Annotated in this window: 20 protein-coding genes; 11 read left to right on the top strand and 9 right to left on the bottom strand. The window is 29.8% G+C overall.

All coding sequences use genetic code 11. The features are described 5' to 3' along the window. Position 1: 1 nt before the first annotated feature. Both H0I27_RS00510 and H0I27_RS00505 read left to right on the top strand, forming a co-directional pair. Positions 2–2,650, top strand: coding sequence for a carboxypeptidase-like regulatory domain-containing protein (locus H0I27_RS00510; RefSeq protein WP_218732007.1), 2,649 nt, complete (start codon positions 2–4; stop codon positions 2,648–2,650). 499 nt (positions 2,651–3,149) lie between these two features. Beyond that, a complete protein-coding gene (locus H0I27_RS00505; RefSeq protein WP_218732006.1) occupies positions 3,150–3,467 on the top strand; it encodes a GIY-YIG nuclease family protein in 318 nt (105 codons plus the stop codon). A 307-nt stretch (positions 3,468–3,774) separates the two neighbouring features. On the opposite strand, the gene H0I27_RS00500 is transcribed toward H0I27_RS00505, so the two are convergent. Together H0I27_RS00500 and H0I27_RS00495 are read right to left on the bottom strand one after the other, a co-directional pair. Next, entirely contained in the window at positions 3,775–4,410 is a 636-nt protein-coding gene (locus H0I27_RS00500; protein WP_218732005.1) for a viroplasmin family protein, read from the bottom strand. Next, on the bottom strand, positions 4,403–4,975 hold the full coding sequence (locus tag H0I27_RS00495; protein WP_218732004.1) for a phosphoribosylglycinamide formyltransferase: 573 nt from the start codon (positions 4,973–4,975) through the stop codon (positions 4,403–4,405). Before H0I27_RS00495 ends, H0I27_RS00500 begins: the two co-directional genes overlap by 8 nt. Positions 4,976–5,146: 171 nt before the next feature. On the opposite strand from H0I27_RS00495, the gene H0I27_RS00490 reads away from it, so the two are divergent. From H0I27_RS00490 to H0I27_RS00465, 6 genes are all read left to right on the top strand, one after another. Next, entirely contained in the window at positions 5,147–5,383 is a 237-nt protein-coding gene (locus H0I27_RS00490) for an acyl carrier protein (RefSeq protein WP_004569249.1), read from the top strand. Positions 5,384–5,389: 6 nt separating this feature from the next. Further along, positions 5,390–6,643, top strand: a complete 1,254-nt coding sequence (fabF, locus tag H0I27_RS00485; RefSeq protein ID WP_218732003.1) for a beta-ketoacyl-ACP synthase II — start codon at positions 5,390–5,392, stop codon at positions 6,641–6,643. Positions 6,644–6,649: 6 nt separating this feature from the next. Further along, positions 6,650–7,387: a ribonuclease III gene (gene rnc, locus H0I27_RS00480; RefSeq protein WP_218732002.1), complete on the top strand. Its 738-nt coding sequence runs from the start codon at positions 6,650–6,652 to the stop codon at positions 7,385–7,387. A 91-nt stretch (positions 7,388–7,478) separates the two neighbouring features. Continuing rightward, positions 7,479–7,949 carry an IPExxxVDY family protein gene (locus H0I27_RS00475; protein WP_218732001.1) on the top strand — a complete coding sequence of 157 codons (471 nt, stop codon included), beginning with the start codon at positions 7,479–7,481 and terminating at the stop codon, positions 7,947–7,949. Between the two features lie 2 nt (positions 7,950–7,951). Continuing rightward, a complete protein-coding gene (gene pyk / locus H0I27_RS00470) occupies positions 7,952–9,379 on the top strand; it encodes a pyruvate kinase (protein ID WP_218732000.1) in 1,428 nt (475 codons plus the stop codon). A gap of 482 nt (positions 9,380–9,861) precedes the next feature. After that, positions 9,862–10,332 carry a CBS domain-containing protein gene (locus H0I27_RS00465; RefSeq protein WP_218731999.1) on the top strand — a complete coding sequence of 157 codons (471 nt, stop codon included), beginning with the start codon at positions 9,862–9,864 and terminating at the stop codon, positions 10,330–10,332. Here the strand turns inward: H0I27_RS00465 and H0I27_RS00460 are convergent. The 3 genes from H0I27_RS00460 to H0I27_RS00450 are packed head-to-tail and all read right to left on the bottom strand — an operon-like array spanning position 10,329 to position 11,951. Next, entirely contained in the window at positions 10,329–11,033 is a 705-nt protein-coding gene (locus tag H0I27_RS00460) for a GIDE domain-containing protein (RefSeq protein ID WP_218731998.1), read from the bottom strand. The two genes, H0I27_RS00465 and H0I27_RS00460, sit on opposite strands and share 4 nt — an antisense overlap. A 35-nt stretch (positions 11,034–11,068) precedes the next feature. Further along, positions 11,069–11,419 carry a hypothetical protein gene (locus H0I27_RS00455; RefSeq protein ID WP_218731997.1) on the bottom strand — a complete coding sequence of 117 codons (351 nt, stop codon included), beginning with the start codon at positions 11,417–11,419 and terminating at the stop codon, positions 11,069–11,071. After that, complete coding sequence (locus H0I27_RS00450) at positions 11,409–11,951, bottom strand: GNAT family N-acetyltransferase (RefSeq protein ID WP_218731996.1); 543 nt, start codon at positions 11,949–11,951, stop codon at positions 11,409–11,411. The genes H0I27_RS00455 and H0I27_RS00450 overlap by 11 nt, the downstream gene beginning before the upstream one ends. A gap of 178 nt (positions 11,952–12,129) precedes the next feature. Here H0I27_RS00450 and H0I27_RS00445 point away from each other — a divergent pair, with 178 nt between their 5' ends. Next, positions 12,130–12,465: a single-stranded DNA-binding protein gene (locus H0I27_RS00445; protein ID WP_165731467.1), complete on the top strand. Its 336-nt coding sequence runs from the start codon at positions 12,130–12,132 to the stop codon at positions 12,463–12,465. Between the two features lie 80 nt (positions 12,466–12,545). Here H0I27_RS00445 and H0I27_RS00440 read toward each other — a convergent pair whose 3' ends face one another. From H0I27_RS00440 to H0I27_RS00425, 4 genes are all read right to left on the bottom strand, one after another. Next, the gene (locus H0I27_RS00440) at positions 12,546–13,007 is read right to left on the bottom strand and encodes a pyridoxamine 5'-phosphate oxidase family protein (RefSeq protein ID WP_218731995.1); all 462 of its coding nucleotides are present in this window, start codon (positions 13,005–13,007) and stop codon (positions 12,546–12,548) included. Positions 13,008–13,192: 185 nt separating this feature from the next. Beyond that, complete coding sequence (locus H0I27_RS00435) at positions 13,193–13,489, bottom strand: chaperone modulator CbpM (RefSeq protein ID WP_218731994.1); 297 nt, start codon at positions 13,487–13,489, stop codon at positions 13,193–13,195. Positions 13,490–13,491: 2 nt separating this feature from the next. Further along, positions 13,492–14,376: a DnaJ C-terminal domain-containing protein gene (locus tag H0I27_RS00430; protein WP_218731993.1), complete on the bottom strand. Its 885-nt coding sequence runs from the start codon at positions 14,374–14,376 to the stop codon at positions 13,492–13,494. Between the two features lie 85 nt (positions 14,377–14,461). Continuing rightward, complete coding sequence (locus tag H0I27_RS00425; protein ID WP_218731992.1) at positions 14,462–14,869, bottom strand: hypothetical protein; 408 nt, start codon at positions 14,867–14,869, stop codon at positions 14,462–14,464. A gap of 136 nt (positions 14,870–15,005) precedes the next feature. Here H0I27_RS00425 and H0I27_RS00420 point away from each other — a divergent pair, with 136 nt between their 5' ends. Both H0I27_RS00420 and H0I27_RS00415 read left to right on the top strand, forming a co-directional pair. Further along, the gene (locus tag H0I27_RS00420; RefSeq protein ID WP_218731991.1) at positions 15,006–16,247 is read left to right on the top strand and encodes a PAS domain-containing sensor histidine kinase; all 1,242 of its coding nucleotides are present in this window, start codon (positions 15,006–15,008) and stop codon (positions 16,245–16,247) included. Beyond that, complete coding sequence (locus H0I27_RS00415; protein ID WP_218731990.1) at positions 16,244–17,293, top strand: response regulator; 1,050 nt, start codon at positions 16,244–16,246, stop codon at positions 17,291–17,293. The genes H0I27_RS00420 and H0I27_RS00415 overlap by 4 nt, the downstream gene beginning before the upstream one ends. Positions 17,294–17,300: the final 7 nt, after the last annotated feature.

The raw sequence follows: 17,300 nt of genomic DNA, 5'->3' as shown, positions 1-17,300 counted from the left end.
TATGAAAAAGAAAAGTCTATTTGTATTATTTGTTGGAATCTCTATTTCGTTTTTTGCACAGAAAGTAACCCTTTCAGGTTCTGTAAAAGACAGTTTACAAAATCCAATGCCGTATGCAAATGTAATAGCAAAACCCAAAGATGTTTCTAAAAACTTACAATTTGCCATAACAGATAACGAAGGCTATTATAAGTTGCTTTTAGAAAAAGGAGACACCATAACAATTAGTATTTCTTATTTAGGATATAAACCTATAGAATATCAATTTATAGCCTTAAAAACCACTAAAAAAGACTTTGTATTACAGCAATCTTCAGAACAATTAGATGAGGTAATTATAGAAATGCCAGTTACGGTTAGAGGAGATACCACTACTTATAAAACCGATAAATTTATAAACGGTACAGAACGCAAACTTAAAAATGTTTTAAAAAAATTACCTGGAGTAGAAGTAAGTAAAAACGGAACAGTTACCGTGCAGGGTAAAAAAGTAACCAAAATGTTGGTAGATGGTAAAAAGTTTTTTGGTGGTAATTCTAAATTGGCAGTAGAAAACATTCCTGCAAATGCTGTTGGTAATATAGAAGTAATCGATAATTATAACGAAGTTTCATTTTTAAAAGGATTAACAGATTCTGATGAGATGGCAATGAACATCAAACTAAAAGAGGATAAAAAACGCTTTCTTTTTGGTGATGTAGAAGCGGGTAAAGGCAACAAAGACTTTTATAAAACTAGCGCCAATTTGTTTTATTATTCACCCAAAACCAATGTCAATTTTATAGGAAACATTAATAATATAGGCGAAAAAACATTTACGTTTAGAGATTATATGAGTTTTTCTGGCGGTATGAATGCTATATTTAGCGGTAATTTTAAATGGAAAGGTGGTGATTTTTCTCAGTTTTTAGAAAGTAGAGATTTGCAGACAAGTAGCCAAAAATTTGGAGCTTTAAACATTACAAAAACGGCAACTTCTACCTTAGATGTTTCTGGTTATGCTATTTTTTCGAATACAAATACCAGTAGTTTTGTAGAAAACCAAAACGAATACACCACGTTTACAGAACAAAGAACTAATAAAACGGCTACAGATAATTTGTTAGGTATTGGGAATCTAAATATAGAGTACACACCAAATAATAAAGAAAAATGGTATGCAAGAACACAAGTAAAAAGGACTAATAACACCAAAATAAATACAGTTGCTTCCTTAATAAATGCCAACACAAATACCATTGCTACAGACAGCCATTTAACAGCAACGTATATCAACCAAAATATAGAATGGCACAAAAGACAAAATGATAAACACACGTTTTCATCCATTTTTAATTATGTGTTTGATAAAAGTGATAAAACCAATTATTGGCAAACGCAAGATGCTATTTTACAAGGTTTAATTCCGGCAGATACAAATCAAGAATTGTTAAGAATTCATCAACTAAAAAACACCAAAGAACAAAATATTGATGCTATTTTTAAACACTTTTGGGAAATTAACAACAGCAATCATATTTACACAACGTTGGGTAATAAATTTTTAAACGAAGATTTTGTTAGTGATGATTTTCAGACGTTAGATAACGGCACCACAAATAATTTTTCTTCGGATGATTTTGGCAACGATTTAAATTTAAAGCTAAACGATTTCTTTGTAGGATTGCATTATAAGTTTAGAGCAGGAATTTTTACTTTAAAACAAGGTGTAGAATTACACAATTACAAATGGCAACTAGACAAACAAACCCATTTAGAAAACAACAAATGGATTGTTTTACCCTATTTCTTAGCAAAAATTGAGTTTAATAAATCCAAAAAAATTACCATTAATTACAATTTAAAAACGTCTTTTTCTGATGTAGATAAATTTGCCAATCGTTTTTATTTACAATCGTATAATTCGGTTTTTAAAGGAAATGATACGCTAGAAAATAACTTGTATCACGCAGCGCGTATTTATTACAGCCGTTTTAGTTTGTATAAAGGCTTAATGCTTTTTGCAAACTTAAACTATAGTAAACAGATAAAAGGAGTTAGAAATACAGTAGATTTTAATGATGTTAACCAGTTTTTAACCGTAAAAATGTTCGACAATCCGTCTGAAAATCTTCATGGAAATATACATTTAGAAAAAAGTATTAAAAATATAAAATATAAGTTTGATGTTGGTTTTAGTAACAATAAGTACCTACAAGAATTAAACGGAAATACCCAAACCAATAAAAATAATGGGTATAATTACGAAGTAGGTTTCGAAACCTTGTTTGATAATTTTCCGACAATAGAAGTTGGTGTAAGTAGAGATATTGGTAAATTTATTTCTAGTAATGCTACTTCAAAATTTATAACTACAGAACCTTTTGTAACCGTAGATTACGATTTTTTAAAAAGCTTTATTTTTAATTTCGATTATAAGTTAAGCAACTATCAGAATAAAACATTGGGGCAAAAAAATGTGTATGAAATAGCAAATACAACCTTGTCTTATCAAAAAGAAGATGCTGCTTGGTCTTATAAAATAAGTGTCCAAAATATGTTTAATACACAATTTAAACAAAGTAATAGTTTTTCAGATTATTTAATATCAGATAGTAAAACTTTTATTTTACCAAGAATAATCATGTTTAGTATTGGGTATAATTTGTAGTTTTTTTCATACAGTTTTGTCATTCCGACGATAGGAGAAATCACATAATACTGTTGAGTTTTGTGTTATCACTGTTATGCGACTTCTCAATACTTCGAAGTGACAAGTTTTGTGGTTTATTTTCATACAGTTTTGTCATTCCGACGATAGGAGAAATCACATAATGCTATTCAGTTTTGTGTTATCACTATTATGTGACTTCTCAATACTTCGAAGTGACAAGTTTTGTGGTTTATTTTCATACAGTTTGTCATTTCTACGAAAGGAGAAATCACATAATGCTATTCAGTTTTGTGTTATCACTGTTATGCGACTTCTCAATACTTCGAAGTGACAAGTTTTGTGGTTTATTTTCATACAGTTTGTCATTTCGACGAAAGGAGAAATCACATACTGTTTGATAGGTTTTGTGCTATCACTGTTATGCGACTTCTCAATATTTCGAAGTGACAAGTTTTGGAGATTCTTTTTATAATACATACCTTTTAAGAAAAAAAGGATGCTAAACCCACAAAAAGGATTTCATAGTTATTATGTTTATATAATTACTAATAGTTACCGTTCCACGTTTTATATTGGAGTAACGAATAACTTAAAAGAACGTTTACAGCAACATAAAACGAACATACTTGAAAAAAAGAAAACTTTTGCTGCAAAATATAATATTGAGTTCTTAGTGTATTACGAAAAACATGCTTGGATTCAATTGGCTATTGCAAGGGAAAAAGAATTGAAAAAATGGAGGCGTGAGAAGAAACTAACACTTATAAGAGAAATGAACCCTTCTTTTACTTTTTTGAATAATGAATTTGATTAATAATGTTTGGTTTTCATGCAGTTTGTCATTTCGACGATAGGAGAAATCACATAATGCTGTTGAGTTTTGCGTCATCACTGTTATGCGACTTCTCATTACTTCGAAGTGACAAGTTTTGTCGTTTATTTTCATCCGGTTTGTCATTTCGACCTTTTAGGAGAAATCACATACTGTTTGATAGGTTTTGTGTTACCACTGTTATACGACTTCTCATTACTTCGAAGTGACAAGTAGTATGTATTAATAAGAATTGTTATGTTTTCTATTGGATAGAAGTCATAGAATTTTTAAAATCTGATAACTGAAATCACTTCCTCCCAAAATCTGCAGGAATTTCTCCCCAAGCTTTGGTTTCCCATTTTAAAATGGGGTTTTTAAACGTGTTTTCTTTTAGCCATTTTTCGGCTCTTTTTATCAATTCTAATAAATCTTTGTTAGAAGCATCAAAATGCATGTTGGTTTTGCATCTTTTTTGTTTTACCCAACTCATGGCAATTTTAGAATCGGAGTAAATAGGGATATTTTCCTTGTTCTTGCTCTTTAATAAAGCGATTCCGTGGACTAGAGCTAGAAATTCGCCAATATTGTTAGTTCCTCTAGCAAATGGGCCTTTTATAAAAATTTGTTGCTTATTATGCGTTAAAACACCTCTGTATTCCATTTTACCAGGATTTCCAGAACAAGCTGCATCTACAGAAATACTTTCTAAAATAGGTCTCCCAATTTTTTCTTTTTCTGTTGATGATAACGTCTTCTTTTTAGTATCTTTCCCTACATAGTCTGCATAATTTTTGGTTGCAGCTATTTCGGCTTCATTTAAATCTGCGAACGATTTATATTGAGCACCTTCAAAACCATCAATTTGCTTTTTACAGACTTTCCAAGAAGTAAAAACTCCTTTTCTGTGTCCGTTCCAAACTACATAAAACTTTTTTTTACTCATTTATGGCTAAAATTACATCTTCAATAACTCTAGGAAAGTAACGTTGCTCTAAAATATGAATCTTTTCTGCAATATTACCAGGAGAATCTGCTTCATTTAAGGCTGTTTTTGCCTGATAAATGATGGCACCTTCATCATAATTGGCATTTACGTAGTGAATTGTAATACCCGTTTCTGATTCTTTATTTTCTTTTACTGCCTTATGAACGTTCATACCATACATCCCTTTTCCACCATATTTTGGTAACAAGGCAGGGTGAATATTTATAATTTTATTTGGAAAAGCATCGATAATTTTGGTTGGAATTTTCCATAAAAAACCTGCTAAAATAATGTAATCTGCCTGCTCTTTTAATAGGTTTAGTATTTCATCCGAAGTAAAAAAAGCTTCTTTTTTAAAGTGTAAACATTTGATGTCTAATTTTTTACATCTATCAAATACTTTGGCATGTTCATTGTTACATAGCACAGTGGTAACCTTAGCGGTTTTAGTATGATTAAAAAATTTAATAATGTTTTCTGCGTTCGTTCCAGAACCAGATGCAAAAATAACAATACGCTTCATAACTTCATTTCTAAGCTACAAAAAAAAGAATAATTATTAACAAATTGATTATTTTAAGAGAAGATTAAATATTTTTATTTACTTTTAAGAATCATTTTTAGGACAAAAATTAGTTTTAATTGCTAAGATTTGTATTTTTGCCCCGATTAAAATTTTAAAAAACACAAAATTATGTCAGACATTGCATCAAGAGTAAAAGCTATTATCGTAGACAAATTAGGCGTAGACGATAACGAAGTAACAACAGAAGCTAGCTTCACAAACGATTTAGGAGCAGATTCTTTGGATACTGTTGAATTAATTATGGAATTCGAAAAAGAATTTGATATTCAAATACCAGATGATCAAGCAGAGAACATCGGAACAGTAGGTCAAGCAGTAAGCTATATTGAAGAAGCTAAAAAGTAAATTTATATGCAGTTAAAACGAGTTGTAGTCACTGGACTTGGCGCACTTACGCCAATTGGTAATAATATTGAAGAGTATTGGAATGCTTTAGTTAACGGAGTTAGCGGTGCAGCACCTATCAAGCGGTTTGATGCTGCCAAGTTCAAAACTCGTTTTGCATGTGAATTAAAAAACTTTGAGGTAACGGACTTTATTAATAGAAAGGACGCTAGAAAAATGGATCCATTTACGCAGTATGCAATGGTAGCTTCTGATGAGGCTATTGCAGATGCAAATTTTGATCTAGAAAAATTAAACAAATTACGCGTTGGTGTAATTTGGGGAGCAGGAATTGGAGGCTTAGAAACTTTTCAAAACGAAGCTATAAATTTTGGAGCCGGAGATGGTACACCAAAATTTAACCCATTTTTTATCCCAAAAATGATTGCAGATATTGCGCCAGGAAATATTTCTATTAAAAATGGATTTATGGGGCCAAATTATACTACGGTTTCTGCATGTGCGTCATCTGCTAACGCAATGATTGATGCTTTAAATTATATTCGTTTAGGTACTTGTGATGTTATTGTAACTGGTGGCTCGGAAGCTGCAGTTGTAATTTCTGGTGTTGGTGGTTTTAATGCCATGCACGCCTTATCTACAAGAAACGAAAGTCCTGAAACAGCATCTAGACCTTTTGATGCAGAACGAGATGGTTTTGTATTAGGTGAAGGAGCAGGTGCTTTGGTTTTAGAAAGCTATGAGCATGCTAAAGCTAGAGGAGCAAAAATTTATGCTGAGGTTATTGGAGGAGGAATGTCTTCTGATGCCCACCATATGACGGCACCACACCCAGAAGGAATTGGTGTGATTGCTGTAATGAATAACTGCTTAGAAAATGCAGGTATTAAACCAGAAGATGTAGATCATATTAATACACATGGTACTTCAACTCCTTTAGGAGATGTTGCAGAATTGAAAGCAATTTCTGCAGTTTTTGGAGAACATGCTAAAAACATTAATATTAATTCTACAAAATCTATGACAGGTCACTTGTTGGGAGCTGCAGGAGCTATAGAGTCTATAGCTGCAATTTTAGCCATGAAAAATGGTATTGTACCTCCAACAATTAATCATGTTAATGTAGATGAAAATATCAATCCAGAATTAAACTTAACTTTAAATAAAGCTCAAAAGCGAGAGATTAATATTGCTATGAGTAATACTTTTGGTTTCGGTGGACATAATGCATGTGTTGCATTTAAAAAACTTGATGAATAATACTCTATGAATTTTATTCGTAAAATAGTAAAACCTCACAGTGAAGAGGATGCACAATTATACAACGAATTAAAAAAACTACTTAATTTTTCTCCAAGAAGAATAAATAAATACAAAAAGGCATTTACACATAGGTCTGTGCAAATGTTAGACAGCAAAGGAATACCTATTAATTACGAACGTTTAGAATTTTTAGGTGATTCTATTTTAGGATCTGTAATTGCATCTTATTTATACAAAAAAGTACCTACAGGTAGTGAAGGCTATCTTACACAAATGCGCTCTAAAATTGTTAGTAGAGAGCATTTAAATGAGTTAGGAAAAGATTTAAACCTAATACGTTTTGTAAAAAGTAATATAGATCAAGCTAACGTTGGAGATAATATTCATGGTAATATATTTGAAGCATTAGTAGGCGCTATTTATTTAGATAAGAACTACAATACTTGTCAGAAATTTATTTATGAAAATGTAATTGTACCCTACGTAGATATCGAAAAACTAGAGGGTAAAGTTACAAGTTACAAAGGGCTTATTATAGAATGGTGTCAGAAACAAAAGAAGAAATATACTTTTGATACCTATGAAGATTCTGGTAACGAAGCTATCAAACATTTTAGTGTAAAGGTAAGTATCGATGGAGAGCAAATAGCCAAAGGTAGAGCTACTTCTAAGAAAAAAGCAGAAGAGCAAGCTGCTAAAAGAGTCTATTTTGCATTTCAAAAAGAAATTAATTTAGGCTAATTCACGATAACGTTTTCGTTAAAATTAACGGTAAAGTTCATAAACAATTAGTAATTTTGGTTTTCATAAAAACGAGTATTAGTTATAATCTATGCAGGTACACGCTTTAGAAATGGACGAATTTTGCGAAGAAGAATATTCTTTAATAGGAATCCATTCTACTTTAGAAGATTATAAACTTGCCTACTTATTAAATAAAAACCTTAATACCAGGTTTTATAAAGCAAAAGAAGATTTAAAATTTGTTATAGAAGAAAAGAAAGCCTCTTTTTCTATATATAATTATGAAAATATAGAATATGATTACAAGTGGTTTTTAATAACAAACAGTTATAGAACAGAAAACCAAACAGCAGCCAATGGGTTGTTATTAACATCAGAAACAATAACATATCTGATTCCAGAAAAGAAAAAAGTAGATTTTTTTTTAAAAATATGTGGAGATTCAGACGATGGTTTTGTTACGAAAACAGTAAATAGAATTAAAAGTATTGAGAATGTAATTACCGCATATTCAATAGATAAAAACACCTTAAAGTCTAAAGACTTTTTAATATTTTAAACATGAAAGACTACAAAAAAACAAAAATAGTTGCAACCTTAGGTCCAGCAATAGACACTAAAGAAAAGATGAAAGAGTTGGCAGTTGCAGGTGTCAACGTTTTTAGAATTAATTTTTCTCATGCAGATTACGATGTTGTAAAACAAAATGTGCTAAGAATTAGAGAAATTAATGAAGAAGAAGGATTTAATGTTGCCATTTTAGCAGATTTACAAGGACCAAAACTTCGTGTAGGAGTAATGGAAGAAGATGTTATTTTAAATGATGGAGACTTGTTTACTTTTACTACAGAAAGATGTATTGGTAACAACAAAAAAGCATTTATGACCTACCAACGTTTTCCTAAAGACGTAAAAGTTGGAGAGCATATTATGGTAGATGATGGTAAATTGTTATTTGAAGTAGTTTCTACAGATAAAGACAAAGAAGTTGTAGTAAAAACAGTAGTTGGTGGACCTTTAAAATCTAAAAAAGGAGTAAACTTACCAAACACAGCTATTTCTTTACCAGCTTTAACAGAAAAAGATAAAGAAGATGCCGTATTTGCATTAGGTTTAAATGTAGATTGGATGGCACTTTCTTTTGTAAGAACACCAGAAGATTTAAGAATGTTACGCGATTTAATCGATGAGCATTCAGATTATAGAGTACCCGTAATTGCTAAAATTGAAAAACCAGAAGCAGTTGCAAATATTGATGCATTAATTCCTTTTTGTGATGGTTTAATGGTTGCTCGTGGAGATTTAGGAGTAGAAATTCCTATGCAAGACGTTCCATTAATTCAGAAGAAATTAGTAAGACGTGCTAAGAGAGCAAGAATTCCTGTAATTATTGCAACTCAAATGATGGAAACAATGATTGATAATCCTGTTCCTACAAGAGCAGAAGTAAATGATGTTGCCAATTCTATTATGGATGGAGCAGATGCAGTAATGTTATCTGGAGAAACTTCTGTAGGGAAGCATCCTTTAAAAGTAATTCAGAAAATGTCTGAAATTATTAGAGCTGTTGAAAACTCTAGAATGATTAAAGTACCACATGAAGCGCCACATATTAGAACAAACAGATTTATAACAAAATCGGTTTGTCATCACGCAGCTTTAATGGCAAATGATATCGATGCAACCGCAATTTCTACTTTAACAAATAGTGGTTATACAGCATTTCAAATTTCAGCATGGAGACCACAAGCTAAAATATTAGCATTTTCATCAGAAAGAAGAATTTTAGGAAAACTAAACTTACTTTGGGGTGTAAAAGCTTTTTATTACGATAAAAACTTAAGTACAGATGATACTGTTGTAGATATTAACAAAATATCTAAAGAAAAAGGATTTGTTAAAGAAGGAGATTTAATGATTAACCTTACTTCTATGCCAGTTGAGGCTAAAGGTATGGTAAATACATTAAGAGTTTCTGAAATAGACTAAAAACAACCTAAAATTATATTTAAAAAGCATCTAGAGATCTCTCTGGATGCTTTTTTTTATGCGTTTACTTTCTAGAAGCTATTTCCAGCTTTCTACTATATCTTTTTTCTTCTGTTCTCGATACAATTTTTCTTCCTTCGTCATAAAAACCACTCGAACTGACAGAAAAAAGGATGCCGTTTCAATCTGGGCTAAACTTGTTTGGTAGCTATTTTTATTTCTTTAAAAGTCAAAGTGGATTATTTATAGAGAATTCTGTTTAGACGCTATTTTATTTTCGATAAAATGTAGGTTTTAAATCAGAAAAACTCCAAAGAATAACGCCAGTAATTATAAATACAGATATAAGAGAAGAAAAGGATTTTATTTGATGATTTGATAAAAAAAAATATTTAAATGTAGGAAATAAAAAAAAACTTGATAGAAAAGTTGTTTAAAACAGAAAAAACAGTAAATTTAAGAGAACCAAAAACGAAACTATTATGGCAATTAAAAGCTTTCAAGGAAAAAGAGATACCAGTCAGGGAAAAGAAGATGCTCAAATTTTAGTATCTGATTATATGACAAAAAAATTGATAACTTTTAAAGCTGAGGATACCTTAGATCATGTAATTGAACAATTAATTACACATAAAATTTCTGGTGGGCCGGTTGTAAATGATAAAAATGATTTAATAGGTATTATTTCTGAAACTGATTGTATTAAACATATTTCTGAAAGTAAATATTACAATATGCCTTCTGATGTTAATAATACAGTAGGTAAGTATATGGCTACTGGTGTGGATACTATTGATAAGAATACGAATATTTTTGATGCTGCTTTTAAATTTATTAGTTCTCACAGAAGAAGATTTCCTGTGGTAGAAAACGGAAAGCTAATTGGTCAAATAAGTCAAACAGATGTTTTAAAAGCTGCCATTAGTGTAAAAGGAAATACCTGGAATAGTTAAAACCTTTTTTTAGATTTAATATTTGGTAAATCTGTAATAATTAATTTTTGTTTATCAGAACTTTCTAGTTCGGCTATTTTAGAATATGAATAGCCTTCTATGGGCTCTCTTAAACTTTTCCACTTTGCAATACCTGCAACGGTAATTTCTTCTCCAATTTCTATAATTGCTTCAGAATAGCGTAAGGTTTTATTTAGGCCTAAAAAATTATCACTTTTAATATGATAGCTTTCTAGTAGTGCTTTAAACTCTCTTGTTGGATCATTAAAAGTACCCGATTTTATTTTTTTATCAGCTACTAAATAACTGGTGTAGTTTTTAGGATTTTGATGGAGTCTTACCATGGCAAAATCACTATTTTTTTCTAGGAAAAAATCTTGTACTTTTTCTTCATGTACAATTGTTCTCCAGCGTTGTTGTTTTCCGTTACTTTTTTGCTGTTCAATTTTTATGACATAAAACACACATTTTCTTTTGCTAAAAGGTGCAATTAAAGGCTCTTTTACATGTAAAGCTTTACCTGTAAACCTTGTAAGTTCATTATTTTTTAAGCTTCCTATTTGTTTGATTGGTAGTTTAGAAAGAGCTCTTATAATTTTTTGTTTTGTACTAAAATAGTAAGTTATGAATAGTATTAAACCAACGATTACAATAAATAGCATCGGAATTAAAAAAGGTTCGAAATCTGTAACTAAAAACATTTTAAACAAGTATAAGTTGCAATTTATATAAGGTTTTACTCTTTTCTGATTAATAAAAAAGTCTCATTTTCTAAAGGCAAATAGCCTTCATTGTAAACGTAAAAATAGGTATTCCCAGTTTTTGTTTTGTAAATAGAAGTAAAGAATTGAAAATCGAAACCTTTATCGTATAATTTGGTTCTGGTTACTTTTGTTTTTCCAGTTGTATTTAATTCTGATAAAATCTTGTAATTTTTTCTAAGTCGGTTGTTTATATTTCTAATGAGATTTTTACTGTCTTTGTTCACACGATTGTTATACGCATTTCTACAATAATCAGAACAGAACTTCTTATCAACTCTACCTTTAACAATTTCGTCACACTCTAAACATTTTCTACTTTCCATAGTTTTCTTTCTTTAGTTCGTACCAATTTACCAGCTCATTACCTTCTTTAAATTCGTTTACAAATTGTAATCCAATTTTTTGTAAAATTTTATTAGAACCAATATTTTCTATTTCTGCAGCACCATAAATAATGTCTAAATTCATTGTTTTAAAACCATATTCTAAACAAGCAATAGCAGTTTCTAAACCGTATCCTTTTTTCCAATATTTAGGAATGAAACGATAGCCAATATCAATAAAATCTTGAAAACCATTTAAGCTTTCTTTTGTTCCTTTATTTAGTTTTAAGCCAGACCAACCTATAAAACTACCTGAAGATTTTTCTATAACAGCAAATCGACCAATACCGTTTTCCTTATACTGTTTTAGAATAAATTCAATCATTTTTTTTGCTTCCTCTTTCGTTTTAATTGTCTTTTTTCCTAGATATTGATGAACTTTTGGGTTAGAATCTAACTCAAACATGCCATCTACATCAGTTATTCTAAATTCTCTAAGAAGTAGCCTTTCTGTTTCTAAATGAAATTTCATAAGGTAAATATACTTAAATTTTATCCGTTTACAAACGACTACAAATAATTACAACCGAAAGTAATTGTTTTGTAACCGAATAAAACTGCAATGGTGTCGCAACTTTGCAGAGTCAAAACGAATTGACAAAAACAAATTATAAATCTGCATTCAATAAAAATGCATAAAAACTTATCTTATGAATACGTTAAGAAACAAAGTACAGTTAATTGGTAGATTAGGTCAAGATCCAGAAATAGTAACTTTTAAAGATGGCAATAAAATGGCTAAATTTTCTATGGCTACAGATGACAGTTACAAAGACAAAGCAGGTAATAAAGTAGAGCGTGCTTATTGGCATAATATTGTTATTACTGGAGGTTTGGTTAAAGTAGTAGAAAACTATGTAAATAAAGGGCAAGAAATTGCTGTTGAAGGGAAGTTAACAAACCGTTCTTATGATACCAAAGAAGGTGAAAAAAGATATGTTACCGAAATTATGGTGAATGAATTATTGCTTTTGGGAGCTAAATAATTTACATAGAAAGAGGCTGTCTAGAAAGTATTGAACTTTTTTAGATGGTCTTTTTTTAATTAGATATTTACGTTGTCTGATTAAGAACGCTCGTTTGTAATTTTTTTACCGGTCATTTCATCAACAGTAATTCTAAAAACAATTGGAATTTTTTTCTGTGTTCTTTTATTAGAGAAATCGCTTATGCAATGCAAATTTCTGTGTTCATTTTTTAGAATAATTGCTTTAATACCTTCGGTAAAATCGTGCAAATATTTTTTTGCTACAGAACCAGATAGTTCTTCATAAATACCATGAACTAAAACAGAATTACAAGTATTACTGTCTGCTCTTTCTGAAACCTGCAGAGAAACTTTTCTATAATTTCTCATTGCCTTTGTTTTATGACCTTCTTCGGAATAGCCTACAATACTATTTTTCTTGTCAAAAAAATAAGTCATGGGTACAATAAAAGGTCTTTCTATATAAATATAGCTCAGTTGCCCTACATAGTTATTTTCTAATATGTTTATGCATTCATTCTCTTTTAAATTAGTTATCATGATGCTTAGTTTTGGTTAAAGGGAGTAACTAATGTATTAAAAATCAATTAAATAAAATATGATAAAAATCAGTTTATTAATTTTTTATTTAGAATTATATGATTTTTTAGGTGTAAAAAGCCTAAAAATTGTAGGAGGTAAAGCTAAAATAAGGAACTATTTTTATATGAAATTATTTTAGAATTTTATTCGTTTTCGTAAAACTTTAGCTTGTTTTGTAAATCGGTTATTTCTTTTTTTAAAGAATCCACTTGGTTTAATAAGTTGGAAATTACATCAACGCCTTCTAGGTTTATGTTTAAATCATAATGTAAACGAATCATTTTTTCAACTTCTGTTATTTGAGTGATTTTAATATAATGATCATCGTTTTCTACAATAATCTCTATTAATTCATACTCTTTTAACTCATTTATAAAAGCTGTAGGAATGCTGTAGTGGGCACAAAACTGCTGAATAGATATTAAATTTTGAGTTTCCATGTTTAGCGTAGTTTTTGTAATTCTTTAATTAGTGCTATTTCTTTTTCGTTTAATTTAGTTGGTATTTTAAGTTGATAAGTAATATATAGATCTCCAAATTGATCTTCTTTTTTATATTTAGGAAATCCCTTTCCCTTTAGTTTTACCTTGGTTCCGTTTGCTGTTTCTTGCTTAACGGTTAATTTTACTTGTCCATCAAAAGTATCAACGGTTAATTGTCCGCCTAAAAGAGCGGTATATAAATCTAAATCAACATCAATATAAAGATTGTCTTTGTCTCGTTTAAATTTGGTGTTATTTATAATAGAAAACTGAATGTATAAATCGCCATTCGGACCACCATTTACACCTTTTCCTCCATGCCCTTTTATTTTGATAACTTGTCCGTTTTCTACACCAGCCGGAATTGTAATTCTAATGTTTTTTCCATTAACAGTAATTACCTGTTTTTGTGTTTTGTAAACATCGTTTAAGTTTAGTTGAATTTCAGAATTGTAATCTTGCCCTCTAAATTTAGCATTCGTTCTTCTTCCTGAAGAAGCGCTACCAAACATGTCTCCAAACATATCAGAAAAATCTTCTTGAGAGTAACCACCTTGATTACTCTGAGACCTACTTTGATGTTCTTGCTGTCTTCGTTTTTCTTGTTCGTAAGCTTCTCCGTTTTGCCAATGCTCTCCATATGCATCGTATTTCTTACGATTTTCTGGATTGCTTAAAACTTCATTTGCTTCATTAATTTCTTTAAAGCTTTTCTCGGCAGTTTTATCATTTGGGTTTAGATCTGGATGGTATTTTCGTGCTAATTTTCTGTAAGCTTTTTTAATATCAGCTTCAGAAGCACTTTTGGTAATTCCTAAAATTTTATAATAATCTATAGAAGCCATCAGTTAAGGTGTTTAAAAAGTAATATACGTATTTTTTTTAATTTGGTTGTGTATTACAACTTGGTTAAAATAATACTTAAATTTATTATTTTTCAAGTTCTAAACTTAGTTTTGCAACCAATCTTAATTCAGATTTATTTAAATCTGCAACAGATGCAGCAATTTTAGTTGCTGTTTTTATAATTAGACTTTTTATTTCTTCGGTAAATAAGGAAGGATGTTCTTTTTTAAAATCGATAAACTCATTGTAACAAGTTTCTGAATTAGAAAAACTTTCAATATTTAACCAATCGAACACGGTTTCTATTTGATAGGCTGCATCAGAATGAAAATCATCATCTACAGGATCTATTTTAGTCCATTTGTCTTTTACTATTTTTTTTAAAACATTAAATTCTACTTCTTCTACAATGTTATCTGCAGCTGCAATTGCGAAAAATAATTTACCTAAGTTTTCATAAAAAGAAATAATTGTGTTTTGTGATGGTTTCATAATTAAGAATTTATGAATATGAGTAAAGTTATATAATTATGAGCTATATAATTATGATATTAGTCATAAATTACTATAATTTGAATATAAAATGTAGTATTTTTAATCTTTGTTTAATTAGATAATTTATTGTCAAATGCTAAGTAAAGATCGGGATGTTTTTAATGTGCTTTTTGAGGCTGTTTCAGAGGGAGTTGTTGTTGTAAACGATAAGCAAAACATAGTTTCTGTAAATTCATCTGTAGAGAGAATGTTTGGTTATGATTCGGGAGAACTCATAAATAAACCACTCGATATTTTAATCCCTAAAAATTATCACTCAGGTCACGGAGCCCATTTTAAGGGTTTTATGAAGAACAAAGAAAAAAGACAGATGGGGAATGGGAGAGACTTGTATGGAGCCCGAAAAAATGGAGCTATTTTTCCGTTAGAGGCAGGTTTAAATCCGTTTCAAATTAATGGACAAACTTTTATAATGGCTTTGGTAATCGATATTTCTGTTCGAAAACAACAAGAAGAAGAAATACATCAATTAAACAATGAGCTAGAAAAAAAGGTTTGTGAGCGAACAAAAGAGTTAAGTAAAACAGTTCATGAATTAAAAGCTGTAAATATAGAGCTAGATACAGAGAATCATAAACGGCTAGAAGCAGAGAATAAAATTAAAGATGCTTTAAAAAAGCAAAAAGAACTCAATGAATTAAAAACAAAGTTTTTGTCATTAGTTTCTCATGAATTTAAAACACCTTTAAGTGGTATTTTAACGTCTACAATGCTTTTAGGTAAATATAAGTTAGCAGAACAACAAGAAAAAAGAGATAAGCACTTAGAAACCATTACCAATAAAGTACATTATTTAAATAATATTTTAAATGATTTTTTATCTATAGAAATACTAGAAACGGGTAAAGTAAATTACAAGTTTCATACTTTTAAATTGAGTAAAGTAGTAGATGAGGTAATTTATAATGCAAACATGCTTTTAAAAGTAGGGCAAAGAATTAAATACCCAGAAGATATAGATGATATTTCTTTACTGCAAGACGAAAAAACAATCGCTTTGGCATTATCTAATTTAATAAACAATGCTATTAAATATTCGCCAGAAAATTCTGAAATAGACATTAAAATAAAGCAAGACAACACGACGACTACCATTAAAATAAAAGATCAAGGAATTGGGATTCCGAAGGCAGATCAAAAAAATATATTTAACCGTTATTTTAGAGCAGAAAATGCATTATTAACGGAAGGAACAGGAATTGGTTTAAATATTATTAAAAGTCATTTACAAAATTTAGGAGGAACGATTACTTTTGAAAGTGAAGAGAATATAGGATCAACTTTTACATTGAAGATTATTAACAAAGCAATATGAGAAAAATACTATTAATTGAGGATGATGTAGTTTTAAGAGAAAACACATCAGAACTTTTAGAATTATCAAACTATGAAGTTATCAGTGCTGCTAACGGTAAAATAGGGGTACAGCTAGCAAAAAAAATAGTACCAGATATTATTGTTTGTGATATTATGATGCCAGAGTTAGATGGTTACGGTGTTTTAGAAGCTTTAACTAATAACGAAATAACGCAACACATTCCGTTTATATTTTTATCAGCAAAGACAGAAAGATGTGATGTAAGAAAAGGAATGGATTTAGGAGCAGATGATTATATAACAAAGCCTTTTAATGAAGATGAACTAATTAGTGCTATAGAAAGCAGATTAGCAAAAGCAGCGATACTAAAAGATCGTAGAGAAAAAATTGAAGTCGTAAAAGAAGAGGAAGAAGACATAAGAAGCCTTAATGACTTAAAAAATTATTTTGAAGATAATGGAGAAACTTTTACTTTTCTAAAAGATGCAAGCATTTATAAAGAAGGGAATAACTCTAATTATATTTATTTAATAAATAAAGGGCTTATAAAATGCCATAAGCTAGATGAACAAGGAAAACAACTTACAACTGCTTTATATAAAGAGGATGATTTGTTTGGCTATACTTCTTTTTCTCAAAATTTAGCATATCAAGAATCTGCAACGGCAATTCAGAAAACAGAATTAGTTGGTCTTTCTAAAAAAACATTAACGGGTGTTTTAAATAAAAATCATAAAGTAACACTAGAGTTAATAGAATTGTTAACAGAAGACTTAGCTGTTGTAAAAGACCAACTTTTGCAAATGGCGTATAGTTCTGTAAGTAAAAAAACAGCGAAGACAATTTTAATGTTTGCAGAAAAATTAAATAGAAAACCAGAAGATCAAATTAAAATTTCTAGAAATGATTTAGCTAGTGTTGCAGGTATTGCAACAGAAACTTTAATAAGAACCATGTCTAGTTTTAAAAAACAAGGTTTGATAGAAATAGAGGGTAGAACAATTAGAATCTTAGATTTAGAAAAACTAAAAGAAATTTCTTGATAATAAA

The organism is Polaribacter sp. HaHaR_3_91 (assembly GCF_019278525.1).
Lineage (GTDB): Bacteria > Bacteroidota > Bacteroidia > Flavobacteriales > Flavobacteriaceae > Polaribacter.
The sequence above is the reverse complement of the archived record's forward strand: the minus strand, read 5'-3'. Positions and strand labels throughout refer to the sequence as shown.